Source organism: Actinomadura decatromicini, from assembly GCF_008121305.1.
GTDB lineage: Bacteria > Actinomycetota > Actinomycetes > Streptosporangiales > Streptosporangiaceae > Spirillospora > Spirillospora syzygii.
On sequence record NZ_VSRQ01000001.1, the window covers coordinates 1328141 to 1352642 of the forward strand.

The 24502-nt window shown below is 70.7% G+C and carries 23 protein-coding genes; 16 read left to right on the forward strand and 7 right to left on the reverse strand.

The window, feature by feature from the left end; all coding sequences use genetic code 11:
* Positions 1-46: 46 nt before the first annotated feature.
* Positions 47-1429, reverse strand: coding sequence for an NAD(P)/FAD-dependent oxidoreductase (locus tag FXF68_RS05395; protein ID WP_148757744.1), 1383 nt, complete (start codon positions 1427-1429; stop codon positions 47-49).
* A gap of 598 nt (positions 1430-2027) precedes the next feature.
* On the opposite strand from FXF68_RS05395, the gene FXF68_RS05400 reads away from it, so the two are divergent.
* The 3 genes from FXF68_RS05400 to FXF68_RS05410 all read left to right on the forward strand — a co-directional run bounded on the left by FXF68_RS05400 (position 2028) and on the right by FXF68_RS05410 (position 4781).
* Positions 2028-3083, forward strand: a complete 1056-nt coding sequence (locus FXF68_RS05400) for a type III polyketide synthase (protein WP_281292132.1) — start codon at positions 2028-2030, stop codon at positions 3081-3083.
* A gap of 38 nt (positions 3084-3121) precedes the next feature.
* Complete coding sequence (locus FXF68_RS05405; RefSeq protein WP_148757746.1) at positions 3122-3646, forward strand: cupin domain-containing protein; 525 nt, start codon at positions 3122-3124, stop codon at positions 3644-3646.
* A gap of 181 nt (positions 3647-3827) precedes the next feature.
* Entirely contained in the window at positions 3828-4781 is a 954-nt protein-coding gene (locus tag FXF68_RS05410; protein ID WP_148757747.1) for a LysR family transcriptional regulator, read from the forward strand.
* Between the two features lie 38 nt (positions 4782-4819).
* Here the strand turns inward: FXF68_RS05410 and FXF68_RS05415 are convergent, their stop codons facing one another.
* From FXF68_RS05415 to FXF68_RS05425, 3 genes are all read right to left on the reverse strand, one after another.
* Positions 4820-6076: an MFS transporter gene (locus FXF68_RS05415; protein ID WP_148757748.1), complete on the reverse strand. Its 1257-nt coding sequence runs from the start codon at positions 6074-6076 to the stop codon at positions 4820-4822.
* Positions 6077-6288: 212 nt separating this feature from the next.
* Positions 6289-7176 (reverse strand): DUF1932 domain-containing protein, encoded by an 888-nt coding sequence (locus FXF68_RS05420; protein WP_148757749.1) that lies wholly within the window; start codon positions 7174-7176, stop codon positions 6289-6291.
* A gap of 29 nt (positions 7177-7205) precedes the next feature.
* Positions 7206-8201: an aldo/keto reductase gene (locus tag FXF68_RS05425; RefSeq protein ID WP_148757750.1), complete on the reverse strand. Its 996-nt coding sequence runs from the start codon at positions 8199-8201 to the stop codon at positions 7206-7208.
* Between the two features lie 372 nt (positions 8202-8573).
* On the opposite strand from FXF68_RS05425, the gene FXF68_RS05430 reads away from it, so the two are divergent.
* Entirely contained in the window at positions 8574-10076 is a 1503-nt protein-coding gene (locus FXF68_RS05430) for a class I SAM-dependent methyltransferase (RefSeq protein WP_148757751.1), read from the forward strand.
* Positions 10077-10161: 85 nt separating this feature from the next.
* Positions 10162-11538 carry an MFS transporter gene (locus FXF68_RS05435; protein ID WP_222869807.1) on the forward strand — a complete coding sequence of 459 codons (1377 nt, stop codon included), beginning with the start codon at positions 10162-10164 and terminating at the stop codon, positions 11536-11538.
* A 98-nt stretch (positions 11539-11636) separates the two neighbouring features.
* Here the strand turns inward: FXF68_RS05435 and FXF68_RS05440 are convergent, their stop codons facing one another.
* A complete protein-coding gene (locus tag FXF68_RS05440; RefSeq protein WP_187437740.1) occupies positions 11637-12293 on the reverse strand; it encodes an LmbU family transcriptional regulator in 657 nt (218 codons plus the stop codon).
* A gap of 492 nt (positions 12294-12785) precedes the next feature.
* Between FXF68_RS05440 and FXF68_RS42135 the strand changes: the two genes are divergently transcribed.
* From FXF68_RS42135 to FXF68_RS05465, 5 genes are all read left to right on the forward strand, one after another.
* Positions 12786-13775 (forward strand): hypothetical protein, encoded by a 990-nt coding sequence (locus FXF68_RS42135; protein WP_187437741.1) that lies wholly within the window; start codon positions 12786-12788, stop codon positions 13773-13775.
* Positions 13776-13882: 107 nt separating this feature from the next.
* Positions 13883-15208, forward strand: coding sequence for a family 43 glycosylhydrolase (locus tag FXF68_RS05450; RefSeq protein WP_222869808.1), 1326 nt, complete (start codon positions 13883-13885; stop codon positions 15206-15208).
* A gap of 122 nt (positions 15209-15330) precedes the next feature.
* Positions 15331-15627, forward strand: a complete 297-nt coding sequence (locus FXF68_RS05455; protein WP_148757753.1) for a polyprenyl synthetase — start codon at positions 15331-15333, stop codon at positions 15625-15627.
* A complete protein-coding gene (locus tag FXF68_RS05460) occupies positions 15620-16609 on the forward strand; it encodes a polyprenyl synthetase family protein (protein WP_148757754.1) in 990 nt (329 codons plus the stop codon). Before FXF68_RS05455 ends, FXF68_RS05460 begins: the two co-directional genes overlap by 8 nt.
* Entirely contained in the window at positions 16602-17792 is a 1191-nt protein-coding gene (locus FXF68_RS05465; protein ID WP_148757755.1) for an oxygenase MpaB family protein, read from the forward strand. Before FXF68_RS05460 ends, FXF68_RS05465 begins: the two co-directional genes overlap by 8 nt.
* A 91-nt stretch (positions 17793-17883) precedes the next feature.
* On the opposite strand, the gene FXF68_RS05470 is transcribed toward FXF68_RS05465, so the two are convergent.
* The gene (locus FXF68_RS05470; RefSeq protein WP_148757756.1) at positions 17884-18513 is read right to left on the reverse strand and encodes a hypothetical protein; all 630 of its coding nucleotides are present in this window, start codon (positions 18511-18513) and stop codon (positions 17884-17886) included.
* A gap of 141 nt (positions 18514-18654) precedes the next feature.
* Between FXF68_RS05470 and FXF68_RS05475 the strand changes: the two genes are divergently transcribed.
* The 5 genes from FXF68_RS05475 to FXF68_RS05495 all read left to right on the forward strand — a co-directional run bounded on the left by FXF68_RS05475 (position 18655) and on the right by FXF68_RS05495 (position 23041).
* A complete protein-coding gene (locus tag FXF68_RS05475; RefSeq protein ID WP_148757757.1) occupies positions 18655-19881 on the forward strand; it encodes a sensor histidine kinase in 1227 nt (408 codons plus the stop codon).
* Positions 19878-20555: a LuxR C-terminal-related transcriptional regulator gene (locus tag FXF68_RS05480; RefSeq protein ID WP_148757758.1), complete on the forward strand. Its 678-nt coding sequence runs from the start codon at positions 19878-19880 to the stop codon at positions 20553-20555. The genes FXF68_RS05475 and FXF68_RS05480 overlap by 4 nt, the downstream gene beginning before the upstream one ends.
* Positions 20556-20707: 152 nt before the next feature.
* Positions 20708-21949, forward strand: a complete 1242-nt coding sequence (locus FXF68_RS05485; RefSeq protein WP_187437742.1) for a hypothetical protein — start codon at positions 20708-20710, stop codon at positions 21947-21949.
* 323 nt (positions 21950-22272) lie between these two features.
* Positions 22273-22635: an RNHCP domain-containing protein gene (locus tag FXF68_RS05490; RefSeq protein WP_148757760.1), complete on the forward strand. Its 363-nt coding sequence runs from the start codon at positions 22273-22275 to the stop codon at positions 22633-22635.
* 7 nt (positions 22636-22642) lie between these two features.
* Complete coding sequence (locus FXF68_RS05495; RefSeq protein ID WP_148757761.1) at positions 22643-23041, forward strand: RNHCP domain-containing protein; 399 nt, start codon at positions 22643-22645, stop codon at positions 23039-23041.
* Positions 23042-23085: 44 nt separating this feature from the next.
* Here the strand turns inward: FXF68_RS05495 and FXF68_RS44725 are convergent, their stop codons facing one another.
* Entirely contained in the window at positions 23086-23247 is a 162-nt protein-coding gene (locus tag FXF68_RS44725) for a hypothetical protein (protein ID WP_148758209.1), read from the reverse strand.
* Positions 23248-23392: 145 nt separating this feature from the next.
* Between FXF68_RS44725 and FXF68_RS05505 the strand changes: the two genes are divergently transcribed.
* Positions 23393-24493, forward strand: a complete 1101-nt coding sequence (locus tag FXF68_RS05505) for an undecaprenyl diphosphate synthase family protein (protein WP_148757762.1) — start codon at positions 23393-23395, stop codon at positions 24491-24493.
* Positions 24494-24502: the final 9 nt, after the last annotated feature.

Consider the following 24502-nt stretch of genomic DNA (forward strand, 5'->3'; position numbering starts at 1 on the left):
CAGTGCGGCGAGGTTGCAGTCCGGCGATGCCGACCTGCGGCGACGGTCAGCGGGCGACGAGTCGTTCGAACTCGGTCCGGTCCGGGCCCTGCGCCGGGACGACGGGGTCCGCATGGGTTTCGAGGTAGTCCCGGATTCGCGGCGCCGCGACGGGGTCGTCGACGAGGGCTTCGGGTGTCATGAGCATGTTGAAGAAGCGCAGCTGCACCGCGTTCACCTCCGGCTCGTCCTCGCTGACGATCGCGAGGGCGGCGATGAACCGGCCCATCGGGTCGGCGGGCGGGGCGATCGGCCGCCCGCGGACGCCCGCCTCGATGTGCTCGCGCTGTTCGCGGGAGCTGGCGACCTGGGCCCTGAACCAGAAGCCCAGGTTCCGCTCCGCCCACTCGTCGAACCGGGCGACGAAACCGGCCGCGTCGCCGGCCGTCTCGACCGTGTCGGCGAAGTGCCTGGCCTGGAGGAAGGCGAGCGGCACGCCGCGTCCGAACGCCGGGTTGGTCTGGAGCGCCGAGTCGCCGAGCAGGACGAGACCGGCGACGACGGGGCGTCCGCCGATCACCAGCCGCCGCCACCTGTCCTCCAGGTTCCCCATCGGGTGCGGCTCGTCGATCGGTTCGCTGCGGTCGAGCCATGGCGCGGTCAGCGGCACGGACTCCAGGAAACGGTGGTAGACGCCGGGCTCGCGGAGCCGGTGCCGCAGCGGGTCGTCCGCCGCCACCGTCATGGACACCTGGAAGCAGCCGTTGTCACCGGCGAAGAGCACCAGCTTGGTGTAGTCGAGCTTCACGTATATGGGCACGGTCAGCGCGGGGAACGACTGGCCAGGACGCAGCCGGAAGTGCTGCGTGAGGTAGTGGAACCCGCACGGCTGGGCGGTCTCCCGCGGCGGGCGGCAGCCGGCCTCGGCCAGCCACCGCACCGAGCGCGTCCGGCGCCCGCTCGCGTCGACGACGACGTCCGCCGCGACCTCCCCGCTGGGCAGCCGCACGCCGACGACACGCGGGACGCCCGCGAGTTCGCCCCGTGTCAGCAGGCCCTTGACGGACGTCCCCGACAGCACCTCGACGCCCGGCTGCGCCTCGACGACACGGCGCAAAGCCCCCTCGTAGACGAGCCTGCGGGACAGCACGTTCTCGTCGCCGTCCCCGCCCGCGATCGGGACCCGCGGCGCGCCCCGGGCGGCGACCGCGTCCAGGACGTCGGGCGCCTCCTCCCGCATGATCCGGCTGGAGAGGCCGAGGAAGTTATGGCCCTGACGGGCGTGCGGGACGCCGTCGCGCTCCCACTCCGTGAAATCCTCCTCGGCACTCGCCTCGGGTTTCGGCTGATCATCCCGCTCCACCACGGTGACCATGTGGCCGCGCCGGGCGCAGAACAGGGCGACCGCCAGCCCGGCCATTCCCGCACCGATCACTACTATCTTCGCCATCGAGTTGCCAACCCTTCCCAGCAAAGGCGGTCACATCGAGCCGGCGCTCCGCGTCCCGCTCGGATCCGTCTTCGGCAAACCGGTTCAATCGACGGTCGGCGCACGGAAGTCCAGGGATATCAGACGACCCTGACACGAGCAAGAAGTCCCATCAAGACCGGAGTAATCGAAAAGACCCCCGATTTTCACCGAGCGCAAGATCGGACGGCGGAGCCACTGGTAGAGGCATCGCTGCAATGCCCTCAACAGTTGCCCGCCACCCTTGCGCCCGGCTCAACTCTCCTTCTCCACGGCATATCGAGAAGCGACTCCTGTGATATGCGCCACAAAAAGGACCGGTCCCGATCCGGGTGAACTCAGCGCAATAAGGGTTGACCTGCCAGCGCTGGCGACTGTAGAGATGTTCTGGTATTGGGTTCGTCCGCGACGTCGAATGGAATCGACCATCGACTTCTCGGGGTCCGACCGGGCGACCCACGGGGCAATTTCTTTACACCAGAGTCGGGCATGCTCCCGCCAGGATGGTTCTCCCAACTCCCAGGATGGTGCCACGATGCCGATCCTCTGCAAGCCGGCCGTCAATGTTCCGGAAAACATAGTGACCCTGGACGACACGCTTCGGCTGGCCGAGCAGCTGCACGCCGACCACCCCAAGCTGAAGCTGGTGCTGCGCCTTATCCGCAACACCGGCGTGCTCAAGCGGCACACGATCCTCCCGCTCGACGAGACGCTTCGGCACCCCGGGTTCGAGGCGCGGAACCTCACCTACGAACGGCACGCCAAAAAGCGGGTCCCGGCGGTCGTCGAGCTGGCGCTGAAGAACGCGGAACTGACCCCGCAGGACATCGACGTGATCATCTACGTGTCCTGCACCGGGTTCATGATGCCGTCGCTCACCGCCTGGCTCATCAATTCCATGGGCTTCCGGCACGACACGAGGCAGATTCCCATCGCGCAACTGGGCTGCGCCGCGGGAGGCGCCGCCATCAACCGGGCGCACGACTTCTGCAACGCCCACCTGGGCAGCAACGCGCTCATCGTCTCGTGCGAGTTCTGCTCCATGTGCTACCAGCCGACGGACCACGACATCGGTTCACTGCTGTCCAACGGCCTCTTCGGGGACGCGGTGTCGGCCGCCGTCGTCCGCGGCCACGGCGGCACCGGAATGCGGCTTGAGCGCAACTCTTCCTACCTCATTCCGAACACCGAGGACTGGATCTCCTATGCCGTGAAGGACACCGGATTCCACTTCCAGCTCGACAAGCGGGTCCCGACCACGATGGAGCCGCTCGCCCCGGTCTTGCGCGACCTCGTAAGCGACCAGGGCTGGGACGTGTCCAAACTCGGTTTCTACATCATTCACGCGGGCGGCCCGCGAATCCTGGACGATCTCTGCCGTTTCCTGGACGTCAAGCCGGACGCCTTCCGGCACAGCAGGGCCACGCTCACCGAATACGGGAACATCGCCAGCAGCGTCGTCCTGGAGGCGCTGCGGCGCCTCTTTGAAGAGGGCGAGACCGAGAACGACGAAAAGGGGATCATCGCGGGCTTCGGCCCGGGGATCACGGCCGAGATGGCGGTCGGGACCTGGGCGGACGGGTCGACCACGCGGTCCGCGGACCCCCGGCGGGCCGCCCGTCACCCCGTCTCGTGACCTCGCCCTCGGCAGCGGAATTCGGGAAGGAACGCGCCATGACCGACGGTCTCGTCATACCGCCCGGCGCCGGTCGGAAATTCGTCACCAGGGCACAAGAAGTGACCTTCAAGGTGACGGGCGACCATTCGCGCACCGGCTCCCTCTTCGAGGTCGTCGTCCCACCCGGATTCGACGTGGGCGCGCATGTCCACACCCGTACCGAAGAGATCTTCTACGTTCTCGACGGAGAACTCGAGCTCCTCGCATTCGAGCCGGAGCAGCGCACCCCGGACGACTGGCGTTCCTGGCGCGGGGCGGACGGCCGCCGTCCGGTCCGCGCCGGCGCCGGAAGTTGCATGTTCGTTCCGGCCGGATGCCCGCACGCCTTCACCAATCCGCACGACACTCCCGCGCGGATGCTCTTTCTCTCCGCGCCGCCACCGGACCACGAGGCCTATTTCGAGGAGCTGCTCGAGATGTTCGACAGCGGCACCGCCAATGTGGATGCCGTGATCAACCTGCGCGAAAAGTACGACATCCAGCAGATCACTCCGCTACGATTCGACGCGGCCGAGAGCTGACCTGCCGCGAAGAAGACAGCTCGCTCCCCGAGTCGCGCTGACTCGGCCCATCGACAGGCCATCGCGCCCTTCAAATTAGCGCCTGTCCGAGGGTATGATAATGACTTGGCCGAGACACGGTCGATCCTCCATCTGAGCTACCGTAGATCAGGTACCGCCGCTGCGAGGAGTGTCATCAGAAGTGGTTCCACCGAATAACGACGCTGAGCTCTCCCTGCCCAGTGATTTTCGCCTGCTCGTCGCGCTGGACGCCCTTCTTCAGACCGAGAGCGTCACCCAGGCCGCAAAGCGGCTGCATCTTTCTCCCTCCGCCATGAGCCGGACGCTGCACCGAATTCGCCACCGGCTGGGAGATCCGATACTCGCCCGCGCGGGGCGGGGCATGGTCGTCACTCCGAGAGGAATCGAACTGCGGGAACGGGTGCACCTCCTCGTCCGCGAGGCCGAGGAGTTGTTCTCCTCCGGGGAAGTGAACGCCATGGCGTCCGCCTGGCGCAACTTCGTGCTGCTCGTCGACGACGGATACGCGGGCGTCCTCGCGCCGCGGCTCATGTCATACGACTACCCGCAAATACCGGGCGCGACCTTTCATTTCATGTCCGCGAGCCAGGCCGACCCCGACGCCCTGCGCGAGGGGACCGCGGCCCTGGAGATCGGAAGGGTCCATTCCTTCTCACCGGAGTTGCGGGTCGAGAATCTCTTGTTCAGCCGCTACGTCGCCGTGGTGCGCGCCGGTCATGAGCTTTTAAATGGAACGATCGATGTCGAGCGGTTCGCCAACGCCTCGCATATCGACGTCCTGGAGGCCGACGCCGCGGGCGCCGCGGTCGACTCGTCCCTTGCGAAATATGATCTGCGCCGCCGCGTGACCATGACGACGCATCACTACACCACGGCGTTCTCGGTGATCGGCCAGACCGATCTGGTCGCGATCGCACCGGAGGTCATCCTGCATCCCGGCCTGTTCAAGGCGGGGCTGCGGTCATTCGCGCTCCCCATTCCGGCGACTCCCGTCGCCATTCGCATGGCGTGGCATCCGCGGAGCGAGGCCGACCCGGCGCACGCCTGGCTGCGCTCCCGCGTCCGGGACACCCTGCGAAGTCGCCTCCCGGAGAACGGTTCACCGTCCGACTGATCCCCGCCGGCCGACCCGCGCCGCCACGCCACCGCCGGTCAGCCATTGCCGGTGGTCTCGGCGACGTCGGTGCTCTCGGCGACGTCGCCGGCCCCGCGCGGCGCGGTGATCCACCACACGGCGAGCGCGGCCGTCGCCAGCCCGGCGCCGAGGAGGCAGATCCCGGTCCACCCCGCGGCGTTGTAGACGAACGCGGCCGACGTCGACCCGGCCACCCCGCCGAGGAAGAACGCGAGCATGTAGGCGGTGTTGATCCGGCTCCGCGCCTCGGGGTCGATCGCGAAGACGGTGCGCTGGTGGTTGATGTGCGCGCCCTGGAACCCGGCGTCGAGCAGCACGATGCCGGCGATGAGCGCGATCACCGAGGTGCCGCCGAGGACGAGCAGTCCCCAGCTCGCGAGCATCACGGTCAGGGAGATCGTGACGGTGCGGGCGCTGTGGCCGCGGTCGCCGAGGCGTCCCGCCAGCGGGGCGACCATCGCTCCGGCGATTCCGAAGAGCCCGAACAGGCCGATGGTCGTGGCCTCGTAGTCGTAGGGCGAGTCGGTGAGGAGGAAGGCCATCGGCGTCCACAGCACGGTGAAACCGGCGAACTGGAGGAAGGCCAGCACCATGCGGCGGCGCAGCTCGGACTCGGATTTCACCAGCGTCATCACCGACCCGAGGAGGGTCCAGTAGCCGGTGCGCCGCGTCGACGGCGTGGGCGGCAGCGTCCGGTTCAGCAGGATCGCGAGGACGACCATCAGCACCGCCGCCACCACGAAGATCAGCCGGAACCCGGCGAGGCCCGCCGCGAACCCGCTGAGCGTGCGCGCGGAGAGCGTGCCGATCAGCAGGCCGCTCGTCACGAAGCCCACGACGTGCCCGCGCTCGTCGGGCCCCGCGAGGGAGGCGGCGAGCGGGATCAGGATCTGGGCGGACACCGACATCATCGCGAGGCCGGCCAGCGCCAGGGCCAGCACGGGAAGCGCCGGTGCGGCGGCGCAGCCGAGGGCCACCGCACCGGCGAGCAGGAGCATGACCGTCACCAGCCGGCGCCGTTCCAGCAGGTCGCCCAGCGGAACCAGCAGCACGAGGCCGGCCACGTAACCGACGTTCGCGCCCGCCACCAGGAGGCCCGCCGCCGCGTTGGACACGTCGAACTCGTCGGCGACCAAGCCCAGCAGCGGCTCGATGTAGAACCGGTTCGCCACCGCCGCGCCCACCGTCGCGGCCAGCAGGATCATCAGCAGGCGCGACATGCGGTCCTGGCCGGGCCGTTCCGTCGTCGTCACCCCCTGGTGACTGGCGGTCATCCGGGCACCTCCGATGTTACAGGTCGTTTCACTAGATACTGTTTGTATCACAGACCGGAGGGCCACGAAAAGCGCCCGCGAACGCGGCAGGTAGGCAGCCGAAACGCGGCAGGGACGGGGCTCCCGAACGCGGCGGGGCCGACGCGCCCTCGTTCTCGGCGGTCGGCCCCGCGGCGTTTCCGTGTCCGGCCCGGGTCGTCCGGGCCGCGTCCTCAGCTCGGCTGGGAGGCGCCCTTCCCCTCCGCGCGCAGCAGGGCGAGGGCCTCGCCCAGGTCCTCCTCGGGCCGGTCCTTCAGCGGCGCCCAGCGTCCGAACACCTCGGCGGCCCCGCGCGACAGCTCGCCGGGCAGGTCGGCCGCGTCCAGCGCGCTCTGGACCTCCGCCATCTCGTGCTCCCAGCGCCAGCCGCGCACCGCGGCGGGCAGCAGGTAGCGGTCCGGGCTGCTGAACGGCGAACGGCCGGTGCGTCCCCGCTCCGCGTCGGCCTCGGTCTCGGCCTCGGCGCACAGGCTCGCGGCGACCTCGTACCGGTCCGCCAGCGCGTAGGACACCGCCGCCAGCGCGCGGGCCCCCTTCTGCCACAGGGCGAAGGCCAGCTTGAGGGCGGACGCGGTGCCGACCTCACCGTCCAGCGGGATCGCGGCCACCCCGGTGCCGTCGAACAGGGCCGCGACGGCGGCGGTCCGGTCGGACGGCCCGGACAGGTAGAAGCGCATCTGCGCGCCGGACGCGCCGAGGATCCCGCCGTCGAGGACGGTGGCGCCGTTCGCCGCGACCGTGGCGGCGATGCGCCGGACCCGCTCCGGCGAGATCGCGTTCGCCTCGACGTAGGTCCCGGCGAACCCGTGCTCCGCGACTGCTTCGGCGACGTGCTCGGCCGCGTTCGACGGGCAGATCGAGAGGATCGCGGTGCTCTCCGCGACCAGGGTCTTGAGGTCGTCCACCGGTCGCAGGGCGGCGGCGTCCGCGCGTTCCCGGGTCGCCGGGCTGCGTCCCTCGGGCAGCCAGAGCACGTCCGCGCCGCCGTGGAGCAACTGCCGGGCGATCGCGACGCCCATCTGTCCGGGGTGCAGGATCGCTATCGTCGGTCGGTCTGCCATTGCTCATCCTTGGGTTCGGAGGGTTCGGTTCACTCTTCGTCGTCGTCGGGGTTCGGAATGGGGCGGCTCGGGTAGCGGTCGCCGGCGGCCGATCCGGCGGGCACCGCCCGCTCGACGGCCGCGAGGTCCTCTTGAGTGAGCCGGACGTCGGCGACGGCCAGCGCCTCGGCGAGCTGGGCCCGGGTTCGCGCTCCGATCACGGGGACGACGTCCTCTCCGCGCGCCAGTGCCCAGGCGATGGCGAGCTGGGCGACCGTCATCCCCTTCGGCTCGGCCACCTCGCGCAGCCCGTCGATCAACGCGAGGTTGTGGCGGAGGTTCTCGCCCTGGAAGCGCGGGAAGCCGCCGCGGATGTCGCCGTCCCGCGTCCTCGGCTGGGACCGGCTCTCCGAGAGCAGGCCGCGCGACAGCACCCCGTACGCCGTGATCCCGATGCCGTTCTGTCGGCAGAACGGCAGGATCTCCTCCTCGATCTCGCGCGAGAGGATCGAGTACTCGATCTGGAGGTCGCCGATCGGGTGGGTCTCGTACGCCCGGCGCAGGGTCTCCGCGTCGACCTCCGACAGCCCGATGGAGCGCACGTACCCGGCGGCCACCAGTTCGGAGATCGCCCCGACGGTCTCCTCGATGGGCACGTTCGGGTCGGGCCGCGCCGGACGGTAGACGTCCACATAGTCGGTCTCCAGGCGGCGCAGGGTGTACGCCAGGGAGTTGCGGACGGCCTCGGGACGCGCGTCCAGCCCCGCCCATCCCCCGCCCGGTTCGCAGAGCACACCGAACTTCACGCTCACCGCGACCTGGTCGCGCCGCCCGTCCCGGAGGGCGCGGGCGATCAGGCGCTCGTTGTCTCCGATGCCGTAGAAATCGCCCGTGTCGAGCAGGGTCACGCCCTCGTCGAGCGCCGCGCGGAGCGTCGCGAGGCTCTCGGCGTCGTCGACGGGACCGTAGCGCCCCGACATTCCCATGCATCCGAGTCCGAGGGCGGAGACCGAGGGTCCGCCTGTGCCGAGCCGACGTTGTTCCACGTTCCCCTCCGTGTATGTGGGCGGGTGCGGGTGTGCCGCAAGGCGGCGGGAGAAGTGACGATTCCCGGACGGCGCCGGCACCATCGGCTCTCCCGTTGTGACGCACCTCACAAACAGATATGAATTGGCTTCCGACAGGCATATTTGCAATAGCCGCAACCATGCACGGAAACCTTTGATCGGCGTGCAACATCTCGACCGACTTGCAGATTCGTCGGCCACGGCGATTATAACCGTCCGCCTTATGCGGGACCTGCCCGGGGACAGCCCCTTGCCGGTCGACGACATATCCTGTTATACCTGGACGAAACTGTCCGATCTCTGCACGGAATACGTCGCATCCGCTCATCACCCGTGCGTTGGGAGACATATATGAGAGCGCAGGCCGCCGCCTTCAGCGAACGCCTCGAACAGTTCTCTCAGGTAAATGACGATGAGGTCTACCAGCTTTCCCTCGACCTGCTCCGCCTGGTGTGGTCCGAGGGACGCCCGCGTCCGGGCGCGTCGGACGCGGCACAGGAGATCGTCCAGCGGGTGCGCGCGGTGCCCGCCGGACGGCGCGCCCATCTCGCCGTCCTGCTCGGCCTCCTGGCCGAGACCGCCGGAGACGGCGACCAGGAGCTGCGCCGGCGGATACGCGACGGGCTGCCCCGCTTCGTGGAACTGCTCGGCACGCTGCGGCGGGACGAGCCCCTGGGCGCCGCCCTCGTCTATTTCCTAGCGCATTTCCCCGAAGACGCCGCGCGGATACTCCCGGCGGCCAGAAACGCCGCGCTGGATCCGGACGATTTCGCCCGCCTGGAACGGTGCCTCGCGTCATTCGATCCTTCGGCGCCTTTCATCGGCCGGGCGTGGCCGTCCCCGATCCGCTGGACGCTCACCGGCGCGGAGCGCGACCGGGAACGCCAATGGCTGGCTACGTTGTCCCCCGAGGCGGCGGTCGCGTTCTGGGAGAAGGACACTCGAACCCTCCTCGCCTATATGGGCGGCAAGGCCGCCTCCGCCATCGCCACGGGGCAGGTCACGTCCGAGGCGCCTCGTGAAACCGAGCCTGAAACCGCCTCCGTCCCCGCCGCGCAGGCGTCATCGCTTTTCGATGGATTCGCCGTGGTTATTCGGTGCCCGTCCTGCAAAGGCGAACTCGCGCGCGACGGGGCGAGCGTGGTCTGTGCTCGCTGCGCCGTCGACTACATGACCGACCACGGGTATCTCGACCTCTCCTCCGAGGCGTTCGGGGCCGGGGACCAGATCGCCGGTAATTCGCCGCTCTACCTGTCGAGGTACGAGCCCCTTCTACGCCCGGCCTTTCTCCGCATCAACGGGTCGAACTGGAACGGCGCCGTCTCCGTCGCCGACGAGGACCGGTATCTCCTCGAACACGCGCGTCCGGAAGGCGGCCCGCTCCTCGACCTCGGGGCTGGGACGGGCCGTTGGACGAGACTCCTGACGCAGCGCTTCGGCGGCGACCGGGTCATCGCCTTCGACCTCGCGTCCGCGATGGTCGGACGGCTGCGGGAGGTCGTCCCGGACGCGCTGACGATGCGCGGCCCGGCCCGGTCCCTGCCGTTCGCCGACGGCTCCCTCGGCGCGGTGAACTGCTGGAACACCATCCAGTCGATCGACGATCCGGAAGTCACGATCAGCGAGATCGGCAGGTGCCTGCACAGGGGCGGCACATTCACGATGCTCACCTACCGGCCCTCCGCCGACCCGCTCTACCGGTACTTCCAGCAACGGCACGAGGAGTGCCTGGGCGTCACGTCGTTCCCTCAGAAGGAAATGAGCGAGGCGCTCTCCTCGGCGGGAATGGCCATCGTGGACGAGTACACGCCCGGAACCTTCCTCATCGTCACCGCCGTGCGCGAAGGAAATTGATCGAGGCCGGATGTCGACCGCACAAGACACTCTCACAGGCCCCGAGGCGGCGCCCACGCGAAAAGGGTCCGTCATCGGCGTGGTCATGACCGGGGTGTTCCTCTCCGGAATGGACACCACGATCGTGGTCCTGGCCCTGCCCACCATGGAGCGTGATTTCGGCGCGGCCTTGGCCTCGCTCGTATGGCTCATCATCGGCTTCCTGCTGGTCAACACGCTGCTCACCACCCAGGCCGGACGCCTCGGCGACCTCTACGGGCCCGCCCGGATCTACAAGGCGGGCTTCGTCCTGCTTACCGCGGCGTCCTTGTTCTGCGGCCTCGCCTGGGACCTGACCTCGCTGCTGGTGTTCCGCCTGTGCCAGGGGGCGGGCGCCGCGTTCCTGACCGCGAACAGCGGGGCGATCATCGCGACCGCGTTCTCCCGGAACGAGCGCGGCAGGGCCTACGGCCACACCGGGGTCGGCTTCAGCCTCGGCGCGGTCGCGGGCATCGTCCTCGGCGGCCTGCTCATCACCTATGTGTCCTGGCGTTGGATCTTCTGGATCAACGTGCCCGTCGGCGCGGTGGCCCTGGCGTTCGCCCGCGGAGCGCTGCGCGACGAGGCCCCGCGGCAGCGGCGGGGCCTCGACCTGCCGGGCATGGGCACGCTGGGCGCGGGCCTGTTCTGCGTCCTGTGGTCGACCACCAGGCTGGCGACCGAGCCGTTCAGCCTCTTCTTCGCCGTGCTCATCGCCTGCGGCGTCGTGCTGCTCGGCGTCTTCGTCCTGCTTGAGCGGCGCCAGGCGGAGCCGATGCTGCGGCTGTCGCTCTTCCGCATCCCGGCGCTGTCGGCCCCGCTGCTCGCCGCGCTCCTCCAGGGGCTGGCCAACTATGCCGTGCTCTGGCTGGCGATCATGTACCTCCAGGGTCCGGAGGGACGGTCGCCGCTGGAGACCGCGCTGCTGATCATGCCCGGATACGTCATCGCGGGGATCATCTGCCTCGGCAGCGGCCGGCTCGCCGACCGGACCGGGCCGCTGCCGCCGATCGCGGTCGGGCTCGGGGCCGAGATCATCGCGCTGGGCTGCTATGCCCAGGTCTCCGCCACGGGCGGGGTCTGGCTGATCGTGGCGGCGAACATCGTCAACGGGATCGGCCTCGGGTTCTTCATCCCCGCCAACAGCTCCGCGGTGATGAAGGCAGCCCCGCAGGACCTCATCGGGATCTCCTCCGGGATGCTGCGGACCTTCGCGAGCATCGGGTGGGTGTTCTCCTTCCCGCTGGCGATCATGTCCGCGTCCCGGTCCATCCCCCGGGACCTGGTCATCGCGATCTTCGTCGGGTCGTCCGGGCTCGACGGCGCGGCGGCCGACGCCTTCACCGACGCGCTCGGCCCCACGTTCTACGTGCTCATGGGCATCATGATCCTGGCCATGCTCGCGTCCCTCATCCGGCTGGCCGGGAGGAAGGACCGGACCTGACGGCGATGCGGGCGGGGCCCACTGGCCCGCGCGCGACGTGACGGTGCCGCCGACGCATGCGTCGAGGACGGCCGTGGCGGGACGATCCACTTCGCCGGTCAGTCTCGCAGCGCTTGTGCGGCGGCACTGTCCAGGGTGGTCAGCACCCATTGCCGCAGGTCCGTCCCGACCTGGTCCGCCGCCAGGCGCCAGCGCTCGAGGTGGCTGCCGGGCACCGCGAGCCGCCGTGTGGCCTCGTCCGGCGAGACCTCGCGGACCTCGGTCGCGTACGAGAGCCGGATGCCCGCCCTCAACTGCTTGGTGGTCCACTTCGCCTGCTCGGCGCGGTCGAGCCATTTGTCCTGGTCCTCGACCAGCAGGGACGCGACCTCGGCGTGATGCTGGAAGCTCAGCGCGGCGCGCCGGCGGGGCATTTCGAACCGCCGTGCGACCCAGGCGTAGTTGCGGAGCGTCTGATACTGCAACCCGGCGGCGAGGATTCCGCGCTCGTAACGGTCGCGGTAGTGCTCCTTGCCGTATACGAGCCAGTCGCCGAGCCACCACGCGGACGAGTTCACGATCCCGGTGATCTGGCGGCCGGCGCGCTCCCAGTCCTCGAACGTCAACTCGGCTGGTATTTGCAGTCCCACCGCCGTCGTCAGCACGTTGCCCCGACGCTGCCCGCCGGAGACGGTTCCGCGGTTCGCCAGTGGCGGGGCCTTCTTCCGGTAGAGGACGGACTGCGTCGATTCGGTTTCGCTGACCAGCTTCGCCATTCTCGCTCCATCGAAAATCCAGCCGCGCATGACCCGCCATGCACGGTGCGCGAGAACAGGAAAGCCCGGCCGTGAACGTGTCCAACAGGGCGGCGGTCGGACTCGTCCGTACTCCGTCCAGGTTCTGACCAGGCGCGGACGGCGAACGGCGACCTCCCGGACCACAACCGGACACGCAATGTCATCGCTCGGACACTCTCGGACACGATCGATGGGACAATCGCCACAGCGGGACGGCAGAGAACTGAAGCGCAGAGGTCAGGCGTGACGACGAGCAATGATCCGGCAGACACTCCGAGCGCCCGCCAGTCCGGACTGGAGTCGGTGACGACCGCGGCGGACCTGGCGAGGCTGCTGGCCGAGCAGTGCGCCCGAGCCGACGTGTCGCTGCGGGAGTTGGAACTACGTGCGAACCGGGCAGGCGGGACCAGGCTGGCGCGGACGACGTGCTCGGACATGTTGGCCGGACGCAGGTTCCCCAAGAAGGCGTTCATGGTGGCGTTCCTGCGGGCTTGCCAGGTGCCCGAGGAAGAACTCCCCGCCTGGGAACGCGCATGGGAACGGGCGAAGATCTCCCAACTCCCCCAAACCTCCACCGTGCGAACCTCGGGGGCAGAGCAAAACACCACCCGACTCCCCAAGCCCACCCGCAACGCCCGCGAGGACACCGACCTCGAAAACGGCGACGCGAGTGACGGCAGCGTGGAGGACGCCGACGCGCGGGACAGCGGCGCAAGGGTCGGCGAAGCGGGGAAGGGTGGCGCGGCGGACGCCGGTGCCGGGGACGCCGGTGCAGAGGTCGGCGGCGCGAAGGCCGGCCGCGCGGGGAACGGCGGTGCGGCGGTCGGTGGGGCTGGGTCGGGCGGGGCGGCGGGCGGTCGGAAAGGGCGGCCGGTCAGCGGATGGGCCGGGCGGGGCGGGAAGGTTGTTCGGCGGCGTCTCGTGCTGCCGGTCGGGCTGATCGTCGCCGCGGGTCTGGCCGGTGCCATCGCCATCTCGGCGCTCACCGACGCGGGCGGCCACCCTCCCCAACGCCTGACCGACGACGGTCGTGCGTTCGGCAGCGGCGGGTCGAGCCAATTCACCGTGAGCGTCGATCCCGCCCATACCGAGTTGCGGCTGACCCGCCGTCTCGACGCGATCATCGCGATGCAGACCGCGACCGTCGCCGTGAACGGGGCCATCGCGGCGGTGTGGCAGCCCCTCCAGGGAGGGCCCCGGGCCTGGCAGGACCAGACCGTCGTCCTCCCGCCCGCGCTGACCCTGAGGCGCCGCTCGCTCACCATCACCAACACGTTCGTGTCCTCGGAATTCGACTTCAACGAGTTCACCTACTTCGTCGACCAGAAGGTCGGCGGCGACTGGTCCCGAGCCGACACCGTCAACATCGGCCCAGAGCACCCCGGCAGTGAAGCCGCGCATCACTACCGCATCACCAATCAGCACTGGGCTGGAGTGCGCCGCCTCGACTACCTGAAATGAACCCGCCCCACCCCGCCCTGCCCCGCCCCGCCACGGCGGGACAGCTCTCATGACCCGACCGTCCCTGCGCTTATGAGGAGTGCCTGATGCGATCGTCTGGCCTTACCGTGCTGCTGGTCACCGGGTTGGTGACGGCCATGGCGCACGTCGGATCGGTTCCGGCGGCGGCCACCGCGCCTCAAAGGACGGCCACGGAGCCTCCCAAAGAGGTCATCACCGATTTCGCCGACCCGGAAGTCATCCAGGTCGGAGCAACCACCTATGCCTACTCGACCAGCAGTTCGAGGGGCACGGTTCCGGTCGCCAGCGCGCCGTCCGCCTCCGGACCGTGGACCATGCGCGGGGACGCCCTGCCCACCAAGCCGTCCTGGGCGAAGGAGGAGGGCGGTTTCTGGGCGCCGGACGTCTCCCGCCGCGCGGACGGCCAGTACCTCATGTACTTCACCGCCCCGAGCGCCGCGAACCCGTACATGTGCATCGGGGCCGCGCTCTCGACCGGACCGCTCGGCCCGTTCCGGCCCATCGGCGGCGGTCCCCTCGTCTGCGACCCGCGCGAAGGCGGCGACATCGATGCGGCGAGCTTCGTCGACAACGACGGAAAGAGATATCTGCTCTACAAGAGTGACGGAAACGCGCTGAACAACGGCACGCCCTCGATCATCTGGCTCCAGGAGGTGAACGCCGACGGAATCACCTTCGTCGGCCCCCGCAGGGAATTGATCCGCAACGGCCAGGTTGCCGAGAATGGCGTTATCGAAGCGCCCGTGCTGATCAAACGTCCCACCCAGTACGTGCTCTTCTATTCGGGCGGCTCGTACTGCGGCGACGATTACTTCACGGGCTACGCCGTGTCCTCCTCGCTCGCGGAGCCTTTCAGCAAGGCCTACCGGCCGCTGATGACGACCGAGACCGTCGACGGCGCGGTGCGGGGCCCCGGCGGCGCGGACGTGCTCGGCGATCACGTCTTCGTCCACGGCTGGGTGGGAGAGTGCCCCGGCGAGGGAACGCGCTCGACCTATACAGCGGAGCTGGGCTGGGCGAATGACCGTCCCGTCGTGCGAGGGAGCCGGGTTCGCTACGAGGCCGAGCGCGGCGTCCTGAACCACGCCGAAGTCCGCACCGGCGCCGCCGGCGCGTCCCAGGACGCCGTCGTGGCCAAGCTCGACTACCAGGACAGTTGGGTCGACATCCAGGTGTTCGCACCGGCCGCCGGACACTACACCGCGCACGTGGGATATGCCGCCGGGGGCGGCGACGCCCAGCACATCGTGACGGTGAACGGCACCACCCAATTCGTCCTGAATTATCCCGCTCACGGCTGGGACGACTGGCGCCAGGTCCCGGCCACGATCGGCCTGAATCGGGGATGGAACACCCTTCGATTCCAGCACCACAGCCGGTGGGCTGAGCTGGACTATGTCGAGATCGCCTGATTCCGACCCGCCGGGCCGGCGGCTCTCACCAAGAGGTGAGGATCGTCATGCGGTTATTGCAGGACGTAACCGAAAGTGGGTTGATATTGCTGACGGTGTTGTCTCGATGACTGTGGGTCGTGATGGTGCGAGGCGAGGATTCCGGGGCGCATGACGAGGTGCTCCACTTGGCGGCCGGGGCGGCCGACGTGGTGCTGGGCGGGATACGGGGCCTGGCACGGCGCCTTCCCGGGTTGGGCGACGTACGGCAGGAGCTGCGGGCGCGGGGTGAGCTGGCGCTGCGGCGGAACGCGCCGGCGCAGCCGGCGCACATGGAGGTCCTGGCCCGGCGGGTGAGCGAGCGCGCCGCCGAGCCCGCTCCGGCCGCTCAGACCGCGCGGAACGGCCGGCCCGCCCAGCTCGTGCGGGACGATGGGTGACCTCCGGGTCCGCGTCGACCGGGCCCTGGAGGAGTTCGTCGAGTCCGAGATCGGGGAGCTGACGGCCCTGGACGCCGAACTGGCGCCCGTGGCCGAGCAGCTGCGCGCGTCGGTCACCGGCGGCAAGCGGATCCGCCCGGCGTTCTGCTACTGGGGATGGCGGGCGGCGGGGCAGCCCGACGCCGAGTCGATGGTGCGGGCGGCCGCGGCGCTGGAGCTGGTGCACGCGGCGGCGATCGTCCACGACGACATCATCGACCGCAGCCCGCTGCGCCGCGGCCGGGTCACCGCGCACGCCAGGCTCGGCGACGGCCTGGCCATCATGGTCGGCGACCTGCTGCTGGCGTGGGCGGGAGAGCTGTTCCACACCTCCGGCCTGCCGCGCGCGTTCCTGGCCCGGGCCGTGTCGGCGTGGACGGCGATGGGCCGGGAGCTGATCGCGGGCGAGTGCCTGGAGATCCTGCGGACCGGGGCCGCGCCGGACGTGGGCCTGTCGCTGCAGGTCGTGCGGTTGAAGACCGGGTCGTACACGATCGAGTGGCCGCTGCGGATCGGCGCCGTCCTCGGCGGCGCGGCGCCGGGGGTGCTGGCCGCGCTGGCCGCGTACGCCCGGCCGCTGGGCGAGGCGTTCCAGTTGCGCGACGACCTGTGGGGCGTGTTCGGCGACCCCGCCGAGACCGGCAAGTCGTCGCTGGACGATCTGACCGGCCGCAAACCCACCGCGCTGCTGGCCCTCACGCTGGAGCGCGCCGACGGCGGCGACCGCACCCAGTTGCGGGAGTTGCTGCGGGCGCCCGTCCAGGAGGACGAGACCGCGCGGATCCGGCAGATCATGCACCGCTCGGGCGCCCGCGACCAGGTCCGGCAGATGATCGACGACCGTGCCGCCGCGTCGCGGGCGGCCCTCGCCCGCACGCGGCTGCCGGCCGAGGCCGCCGGCGCCCTGACCCGACTGATCACCGAGGTGACCGCAGATGCCTGAACCCGCCACCGCCGAGACCGCCTCGTCCGCCCCGGAGGGCCGGTACACCGACGCCTACCTCGACTCCCTGCGCCTCAAGGGCGACGAACTCGCCGACGCCACCGTCGACGCCCTGTTCACCAGCGGGGAGGTACCCCGGTTCAACACGCTGATGCGCTGGTTCACCACCTCCGGGCAGGAGCTGCCCGCCGGGCTCCCGGCCGCCGGCCGCGACTACCTGGAGGCCACGGCCAGGCCGCCGGAGTGGGTGGACTGGGGGATGATGGAGCAGGCGCGGCAGTTCTTCATCGACAACGACGTCCACATCTCCACGGCGCTGTCGTTCGCGTCCATGCCCGCGTGCTACATGATCCCGCACGGGGCCAGGCTGCTGTCGGCCACCCATTCGCTGGACTACCCGGCGCGGCGGATGGCGGAGACCGGGCAGTTCACCGTCTACCTCATGCAGCCCGACGCGTTCGAGGCCGGGGGCCGGTTCCTGCCGGCGGCGCAGAAGGTGCGGCTGCTGCACGCCACGATCCGCCGCCACCTGCGCCAGGACGGCCACTGGCCCGAACCCGTGGCGATCTGCCAGGAGGACATGCTCGGCGCGCTGATGATGTTCAGCATCCAGGTCCTGGACGCCCTGCACCGCCTCGGCGTCCACATCACGCCCGGCGGAGCCGACGCCTACTACTACGCCTGGAAGGTCGTGGGCACCATCCTGGGCTGCGACCCGGACGACATACCGCCCGACCTTGAGGCCGCGCGCGAGTTCTCCGACCGGTACATGATGCGCTACATGGGCCCCTCGACCGAAGGCGCCCACCTGACCCGGCAGCTGATCGACATGTACGAGCAGGTCGTCCCCGGCACCCTGCTGGACCCCATCGTCCCGGCCCTCATCCGCTTCCTGATCGGCGACACCGCGGCCGACTGGCTCCAGATCCCCCGCTCCCCCTTCGACACTCTCATCAAGGCGGGACCCGCCCTGCTGGGCCTCATCGAACGCTTCGAGGACCGCGGCCCGTGGGCGGCCCAGATGTCCGACCGGATCGGCCGCCTGGTCACCCACCTGGAGCTGTCGTCACTGACCCGCGGCCGCGTGATGCACTACGCCATCCCCGAGGAACTCAAACCCGCCCACGGCATCCCCACGCCTTCCAACCGCTGGACGCCTCCCCCGCCCATCGACCACCCGTAGCAAGCCAGAAAAGGACATCGAAGCGCGGCGGAGAAGAGCGAGGTCGAAGTCTGACCTGCCCTATCGCTTGGGGCGCGTCGGACCGCGATCGTCAGCGTCGGCTGTTCTGAGCGATGTATTGGGCGACGGACTTCGCGAGGTACGGCTCCAAGGGCTGGCCGAGGGCGGGATCGTCCGAGAGGAGCAGCGGCGTGCCGTCCTGGCCCTTGCCGAAGCAGGCGATGCGACCGGTTTCGACGCCCACGGCCGGGTCGAGGACGTACGGGTTGTCGTCCGCCCACATCACCTGCTGGTCGGCGGCCAGGCCCGTCCGGAGCCGCGCCTTGCGCAGCTTCTTGTTCTTCGGAGGGTTCTCCGAGAGGGGGTAGTCGGGCAGCAACGGTTGCAGGCGCGCCATCGGGTACGCGCGGGCGTCGGCGTCCAACGCGAAGGGGCCGAGCGGCCAGCGGCGGCCGACGATCACGACGCGCCCGGCGAGGACGAGGCCCCAGAGCTCCAGCCGCTGGTTGGGCTTCCGCGCCTCCAGCACCGGGACGGGCGGGACCCCGGCGTCATGCAGATGGCGGGCCGCGGCCGACAGGAGGTCCTGGACGCGGGCGACGACCTGCTGCCATTCGGGGAGTTCGCCGTGCCGCCGGGCGCTCTCGCGCGCGGCGTGCGCCGACGCCTGCGCGTCGATCCTGCGCCGCTCGGCCGACACCAGATCATCGAAGTCGGACACGTCGCCGTCCTTTCGCGTCGCGGGCCTGGGAGCACCGCGTACACGGCGGCCGGCCCCTAGACGATCGCACACGCGGGCGAGGAAGGGCCCCCGGGAAATGCCGGGTAGTGCGAGTGATCCGGCATCGTGGATCATTCGGGCATGAAGCTGATCGGCGGGTTCGCGGCGCCCGCGCTGCCGACGACTCCGGCGGGGGTCGAGGTGTGCGCGGTGGCGGTGTTCGCGGGCGTGCGGGTGGTGAACCTCGCGCAGTTCGCCGTCGCGTCGCCGGTCGCGCTGCGCGAGGCGACCTCGCCGGTCCTGCTGGTGGTGGTCCTCGGCGGCTACCTGACCGAGTCGGCGGCGATCGGCGCGGTCGTGATGCGCGCCCGCGCCTACCGCGACCGCCGCTGGGGCTGGGCGGACACGGCGACCGCCGGTGCGGTGCTGCTGGCCCAGCCGCTGTTCACCGCCGCGTCCGACCGGACGGGGAGCTGGACGGCGTGGGGCTTCGCCTGCACGTTGAGCTCCGCCGTGGGAGCGGCGGTCGTGTTCACGCGGCGGCGGCACGTCGCGGCGGCCGTCGCCGTCCTCGCCGGGTGCTACCTGGCCGCGACCCTGCCGGGGGCGGCGGACGGCTCGGCGGCGACCGCGCTGGGCAACGCCTTCGCCTATGTCGGGTTCGCCGTGCTGGCCCGGCTCCTGGTCGGTTACCTGCGGCGGCTGGCGGACGACGCCGAGCGCGCGCGGGCCGAGGCGGCGCGTGCGGCGGCGGAGGCGGCGCGGCTGCGGGAGCGGGAACGGCAGCGGCGGTTGCTGCACGACAACATCAGCGTGCTGCGGCTGTTCGCCGGAGGCGGCGTCCCCGAGGAGCTGGACGGCCCGCTGCGCGCGCAGGCGATGGCGCTGGCCAACCGGGTCCGCGCGTTCCTGGACGACCCGCCGGTCGACGCGGGCGAGCCCGGCCCGTCGCTGGTCTCGGTGCTGCGCGCGGCCGTCGGCGACTACCGGGACCTGCGCGTCGAGGCCAGCGTGGACCTGGCCGAGGGCGTCCCGCTGCCGGAACCCGCCGCCGGGGCCGTCCGCGCGGCCGTGGGCACCCTGCTGGCGAACGTGCGGATGCACGCGGACGCTTCGAGCGTCGTCGTGCACGCCGACGCCGATCCCGCCGAAGGCGAGTGGGAGGTGACCGTCGCCGACGACGGCCGCGGGTTCGACCCGGCCGCCACGCCGCGCGGTTTCGGGCTGCGCGACCAGGTCGAACGGGCCTTGGCCGCCCACGGGATCGCCGTCCACGTGCATTCGGTCCCGGGCGACGGGACGCGGGTCACGCTGCGCGGCCCCCTGCCCGCCTCGTGGGAGGCCGCCGAGCCGGAGGGCGCGCCATGACGGGCGGCGAGCCGCGCGTGCGGGTCGCGGCGATCGACGACGACACCCTCATCCGGGACGGCCTCCGGGCCCTGGTGCCCGGCCTGGACGTCGTGGCCGCGTACCGGGACGTGGCGGAGTTCCTGGCCGTCCGTCCGCGCGTGGAGGTCGTCCTGCTCGACCTCACGCTGACGGGCACCGCGTCCGATCCCGTCCTCCAGGGGACCGACGCGGTGGCGGCGCTCGCCGCGGACGGGTGGCGGGTCCTCGTCTACACCAACGAGCGGCGGCGCGCCGTCCTGGTCGCGTGCCTGAACGCGGGGGCGCGCGGCGTCGTCCACAAGGCCGAGCCGCTGCCCGTGCTCGCCGCTGCCGCCGCCGACGTCGCGGCCGGGCGGATCGTCATCACGCAGGCCCTGACCGGGCTGGCCGAGCTGGCCGGACGGCGCGGACGCCTGCCCGACCTGTCCCCCCGGGAACGGGACGTGCTGGCCGGACGGGCCCGCGGCGAGTCGTTCCGCAGCATCGCGCGCCGCCTGTTCATCACGGAGAAGACCGCGTCCGGCTACATGGACCAGGTGAAGCACAAGTTCGCCGCCTACCTGCGCGAACACTCGCCCGCGGACCTGGAGCGCGCCCTCGGGCTGGAACCCGCCGGGCTCACCGACCGGCATCCGCGCGACGCGCTTCCCTGATCCTCCGCGCCCTCCCTCCCGGCTCCCGTTCGTTCGCCCCGCCACCGCCGTCCGACGGCCTCGTCCGCGCGGACCGTGATCGCACAAGGAGCCGCATGCCGTCCTCAGCCCTTCCCTGTCCGCGGCGCGGCGCCGTCAGGCGGCTTCTGGTCGTGGGAACGCTGGTCATCGCGTTCCTGTGCGTGCTCGCACCCGCCGCGCGCGCCGACGCCCCGCCTCTGCGCGCCACTCCCGCGCACCCGACCAACCGCGAACCCGTGACGATCAGCGGCAGGTTCGAGGGCGCCGCCGCGGGCTTGAGCGTCCTCCTGCAACGGGAGGGCGGCATGTTCGGCGGCGAGTGGGAGCCCGCCGCGTCGACCACGACGCGGAAGGGCGGCTCGTTCGCCTTCCGCCTCGGCCGGGTCGACGGCGACGAGACGTTCCGGGCGGTGCTGTCCGGCGACGGGACGCGCCGGAGGCTGTCCAAGGAGTTCGAGCTCGCCGTCCGGTACGCGTCGGTCGACCGGCGCTGGGTCCGCGGGGACGCCTCCGGCAACCGCGAGACGCTCTTCGCCTGCTTCGACTCCGGCGGCGACCAGTGCGCGAGCGACGACAACGCCAACACCTCGCCCACCTGGCTCGTCGGCGTCCTGATCCTGTGCTTCCTCGGCGGCGGCGCGCTGCTGGTGTGGGGCGCGACGGCGCTGCCCGCGAAGGTGCGCGCCCCGGCGGCCGTCGTCGGCCTGGTCGCCTGGGTCCCGCTGTTCTACGACCTGGCGTTCGGCTATGCGATCCCCCGCGTCGGGATGGAGCACAACGCCATCCTCGTCACGTTCCTGTACCCGCTGTACCTGCTCGTCCTGCTGCTCGGCATCGCCGTGATGATCGGCTACCCGTTCCTCATGGTCGGGCTGATGCGCGCGGACGTCATGCCGCACGGCCGTCCGGGACGGGCCGGGCTGTTCGGCGTCGTGATCGCCGTCCTGGTGGCCTGGGGCCAGATCTACGAGCGCTCGCCCGCCATCGCGGCCGGGCCGTTCGCGGTGAAGACGCAGTGGCTCAACGACGCCGTGCACACCTGGTCGCTGCACTGGCCGCTCTCCGTCCTCTGGACGGTCCTGGAGTTCTTCGCCACGGAGGCGGGCCTGGTCTCGTTCGGCGCGCTCGCCCTCGTGTCCGTGCTGCTGCCCGCTCCGCGCGGCCTGCCGGGCACCTCTGCGCTGACGCTGGCGCACGGCACCGCCGCCAACGTGTCGGCCGTCATCGTGGGCAGCGCGGCCGTCGTCGTCATCTCGATCGTCGCGTTCGCGGTCTTCGTCCTGGCGGCCGTCGTGCTGATGGCCTACGTGATGTTCTACATCCTGGTCGCGTTCACAACCGCCGCCATGCTGGCCTACCTCTTCAAACGCTAAACAGTCATGCCCGCGCCGCCCAGCGCCCGAATGGCGGGCCCTCCAGAGGTGACGATGCGGGAAAAATCGTTGGATTGGCTGGTCGGGGGGTTGTTAGGGTCGGGGCGTCTTGTTGGTCATGGTCGGCCTCTGTGCCTAGAGAGTCAGGTTGTATGCCCCGGTCAGCGCCGAGCGCGCTTACCCATGCCCTGGACCGTCGACGCCTCTGACAGTTCTCTCTGTCGGTCGGACGGCCAGGGTCGCTGTGCGCGGCGACTCCAGCAAGGCGCGTTCGGCGCTTCCTTGCTGCTGTTCCATGACCGATCGGCAAGGAGGACCCTGCTGTGTCCAAGGACGTCTCACGCTCCGTACTCAGCACCGAGACATTCGACTGCGTGCGCTGCGGCCTGAACGTGGCCGCGCTCGCCCCGGACGGCGTCCGGCGCAACCACTGCCCGAGCTGCCTGCACTCCCGGCACGTCCTCGACCGCGAGGGCGGACGGCCGCGGTGCGGGTCGCAGATGGCGCCGATCTCCATCGCGGTGCTGCGGAACGGCGACTGGATGGTCGTCCACCGCTGCACGCGGTGCGGCGAGCTCACGTCCAACCCGATCAGCGGTGACGACAACCAGTTCATCCTGATGCGGATGGCCGTGCGCCCGCTGGCGCAGCCACCGTTCCCGCTCGAACCCTTCGGCGATCTCTGAGGTACCCATGCCACGGCGAAAACACCGACGGGAAAGAGTCCAGCGGCGCAAGGCCGGGCAGGACGGACGGCTCGACGCGTTCCGATGCGTCGGATGCCGTCTCGACGTCCCGGCCGACGCGCCGGGGACGGTGCACCGCAACCACTGTCCGCACTGCCTGACCAGCGTGCACCTCGACGACCTGACGCCGGGCGACCGGCGGGCGGGCTGCCGGGGGCGGATGGCGCCGCTCAGCCTCACCGTGCGGCCGGACGGTGAATGGATGCTCATCCATCACTGCCAGTCGTGCGACGCGCTGAGCGTCAACCGCATCGCGGGCGACGACAACGCGCTCGCCCTGCTCCGCATCGCCGTGCGTCCCCTGCGGGACGACCGGATGCGGGCGGGCCTGCGGACGGTCACTTAGAGAACACGACGGCGCCCTCCGCCATCGGCGGAGGGCGCCGTCACCTACTCCAGGGTCCACATGCACGCCACCTCGTTTCCGGCGGCGGCGAGGACTTTGCCGTCGGGGCTGAACGCCACCGAGGTCACCCAGTCGGTGTGACCGGTGAGCGTCCGCGCGTAGGTCGCCGTCCTGACGACATGCGGGCCGCCATGTCCGCACGAAATGTCACCCGGCCATTACTCTTCGCGATGGTGTGACTGTCGGTAAGGGGGTGCGGTTCCCACGGGCGCGCTAGATGGCAGGAATGACGCCGTTTCCTAGCCTCGTACAGAGCGGCTGTCTACGGTGCGTAGCCAACCTGGAGGTCGTATGGCGTCGCCCACCCTCCCCGGACATGTCGTCGTCATCATGGACGGCGGCGCCCACTGGGCCCGCTACCGAGGCCTGGACTTCTCGCCCGGCGCCGTGCCGGTCGACCCGGCGGTGCGGGCGGTGGTCGACGCGGCCCTCGAACAGCGCGTGCCCTTCCTGACGCTGGTGCCGCCGCCCGAGAGGGTGCGGGACGCGGCATGGATGCTGGTCGACCCCTTGCTGAACGGCCTCGGCGTGCGACGCCTGCACCACCGAGGCGTGCGGATCAGGACGCTGGGCGACACGTCCGGGCTCCCCGAGGAGACGGCCGCGCGGCTCGTCCGGGCCGGTGCGCTCCCGGCCGGAGGCACCGCGCTGCACCTGACCGTGGCCGTCGATCACGACGGCCGCGGCGAGCTGCTGGACGCCGTCCGCGCTCTGCTCGCCAGCGGACGCGACGGCAGGTCCAGCGACTCCGGGGACGGGACGATCACCGCCGACGCCGTTCACCGCCAACTGCACGGAGACGACGGCCTCCCCGAGGTCGACCTCGTGATCCGGACGGGGGGCCAGCACCGCTTGTCGCACGTCCTCCCCTGGCATTGCGCCGACGCCGAACTGATCTTCCTGGACGTGCTGTGGCCCGACTTCACCACCGAGCATTTCCGCCGGGCCCTGGAGCTTTATCACCTGCGGCGGCGGGGCGCGGAAGACCTCCATGGGGAGGACGCGCCTCACCTCGACGCACCCGACCCGGCGCCGTTCGAGGCGGATGTGGACGATGGCGGTCCGATGCGCGCGGACGTCGCCGGAGATGGGCGCCGGCTCGTCCCGTCCCTGGTCGGTGTCGGGGGGCTGGTGACGCTGCCGGTCGCGGTCACGGTGCATCTGGGCGGCAACCTGGTGGACAACCTGCACGACACGGCCCGGTTCGCCAAGGCCCGCCTGGCCCGTGCCCTGCTCGGGGAGCCGCTCGGCACCGCGGCGGACCACGTCCCGATGCCCGGCGACCTGGCGGGTTCGATCATCGACCCGGGGTGCGGGCACATCTGGGCGACGTCGCCCGAGACGGTGGCGGACGCGGGCCCGGGCGAGCCGTCCGGTCGGCCGGGGCCGTGAGGATCGATG

Bases quoted from the DNA above. Each gene is read 5' to 3' on its own strand.
- FXF68_RS05395 (WP_148757744.1), bottom strand. From the start codon at position 1,429: ATGGCGAAGATAGTAGTGATCGGTGCGGGAATGGCCGGGCTGGCGGTC.
- FXF68_RS05405 (WP_148757746.1), top strand. From the start codon at position 3,122: ATGACCGACGGTCTCGTCATACCGCCCGGCGCCGGTCGGAAATTCGTC.
- FXF68_RS05415 (WP_148757748.1), bottom strand. From the start codon at position 6,076: ATGACCGCCAGTCACCAGGGGGTGACGACGACGGAACGGCCCGGCCAG.
- FXF68_RS05420 (WP_148757749.1), bottom strand. From the start codon at position 7,176: ATGGCAGACCGACCGACGATAGCGATCCTGCACCCCGGACAGATGGGC.
- FXF68_RS05430 (WP_148757751.1), top strand. From the start codon at position 8,574: ATGAGAGCGCAGGCCGCCGCCTTCAGCGAACGCCTCGAACAGTTCTCT.
- FXF68_RS05435 (WP_222869807.1), top strand. From the start codon at position 10,162: ATGACCGGGGTGTTCCTCTCCGGAATGGACACCACGATCGTGGTCCTG.
- FXF68_RS05440 (WP_187437740.1), bottom strand. From the start codon at position 12,293: ATGGCGAAGCTGGTCAGCGAAACCGAATCGACGCAGTCCGTCCTCTAC.
- FXF68_RS42135 (WP_187437741.1), top strand. From the start codon at position 12,786: ATGGTGGCGTTCCTGCGGGCTTGCCAGGTGCCCGAGGAAGAACTCCCC.
- FXF68_RS05455 (WP_148757753.1), top strand. From the start codon at position 15,331: ATGGTGCGAGGCGAGGATTCCGGGGCGCATGACGAGGTGCTCCACTTG.
- FXF68_RS05460 (WP_148757754.1), top strand. From the start codon at position 15,620: ATGGGTGACCTCCGGGTCCGCGTCGACCGGGCCCTGGAGGAGTTCGTC.
- FXF68_RS05465 (WP_148757755.1), top strand. From the start codon at position 16,602: ATGCCTGAACCCGCCACCGCCGAGACCGCCTCGTCCGCCCCGGAGGGC.
- FXF68_RS05475 (WP_148757757.1), top strand. From the start codon at position 18,655: ATGAAGCTGATCGGCGGGTTCGCGGCGCCCGCGCTGCCGACGACTCCG.
- FXF68_RS05480 (WP_148757758.1), top strand. From the start codon at position 19,878: ATGACGGGCGGCGAGCCGCGCGTGCGGGTCGCGGCGATCGACGACGAC.
- FXF68_RS05495 (WP_148757761.1), top strand. From the start codon at position 22,643: ATGCCACGGCGAAAACACCGACGGGAAAGAGTCCAGCGGCGCAAGGCC.
- FXF68_RS05505 (WP_148757762.1), top strand. From the start codon at position 23,393: ATGGCGTCGCCCACCCTCCCCGGACATGTCGTCGTCATCATGGACGGC.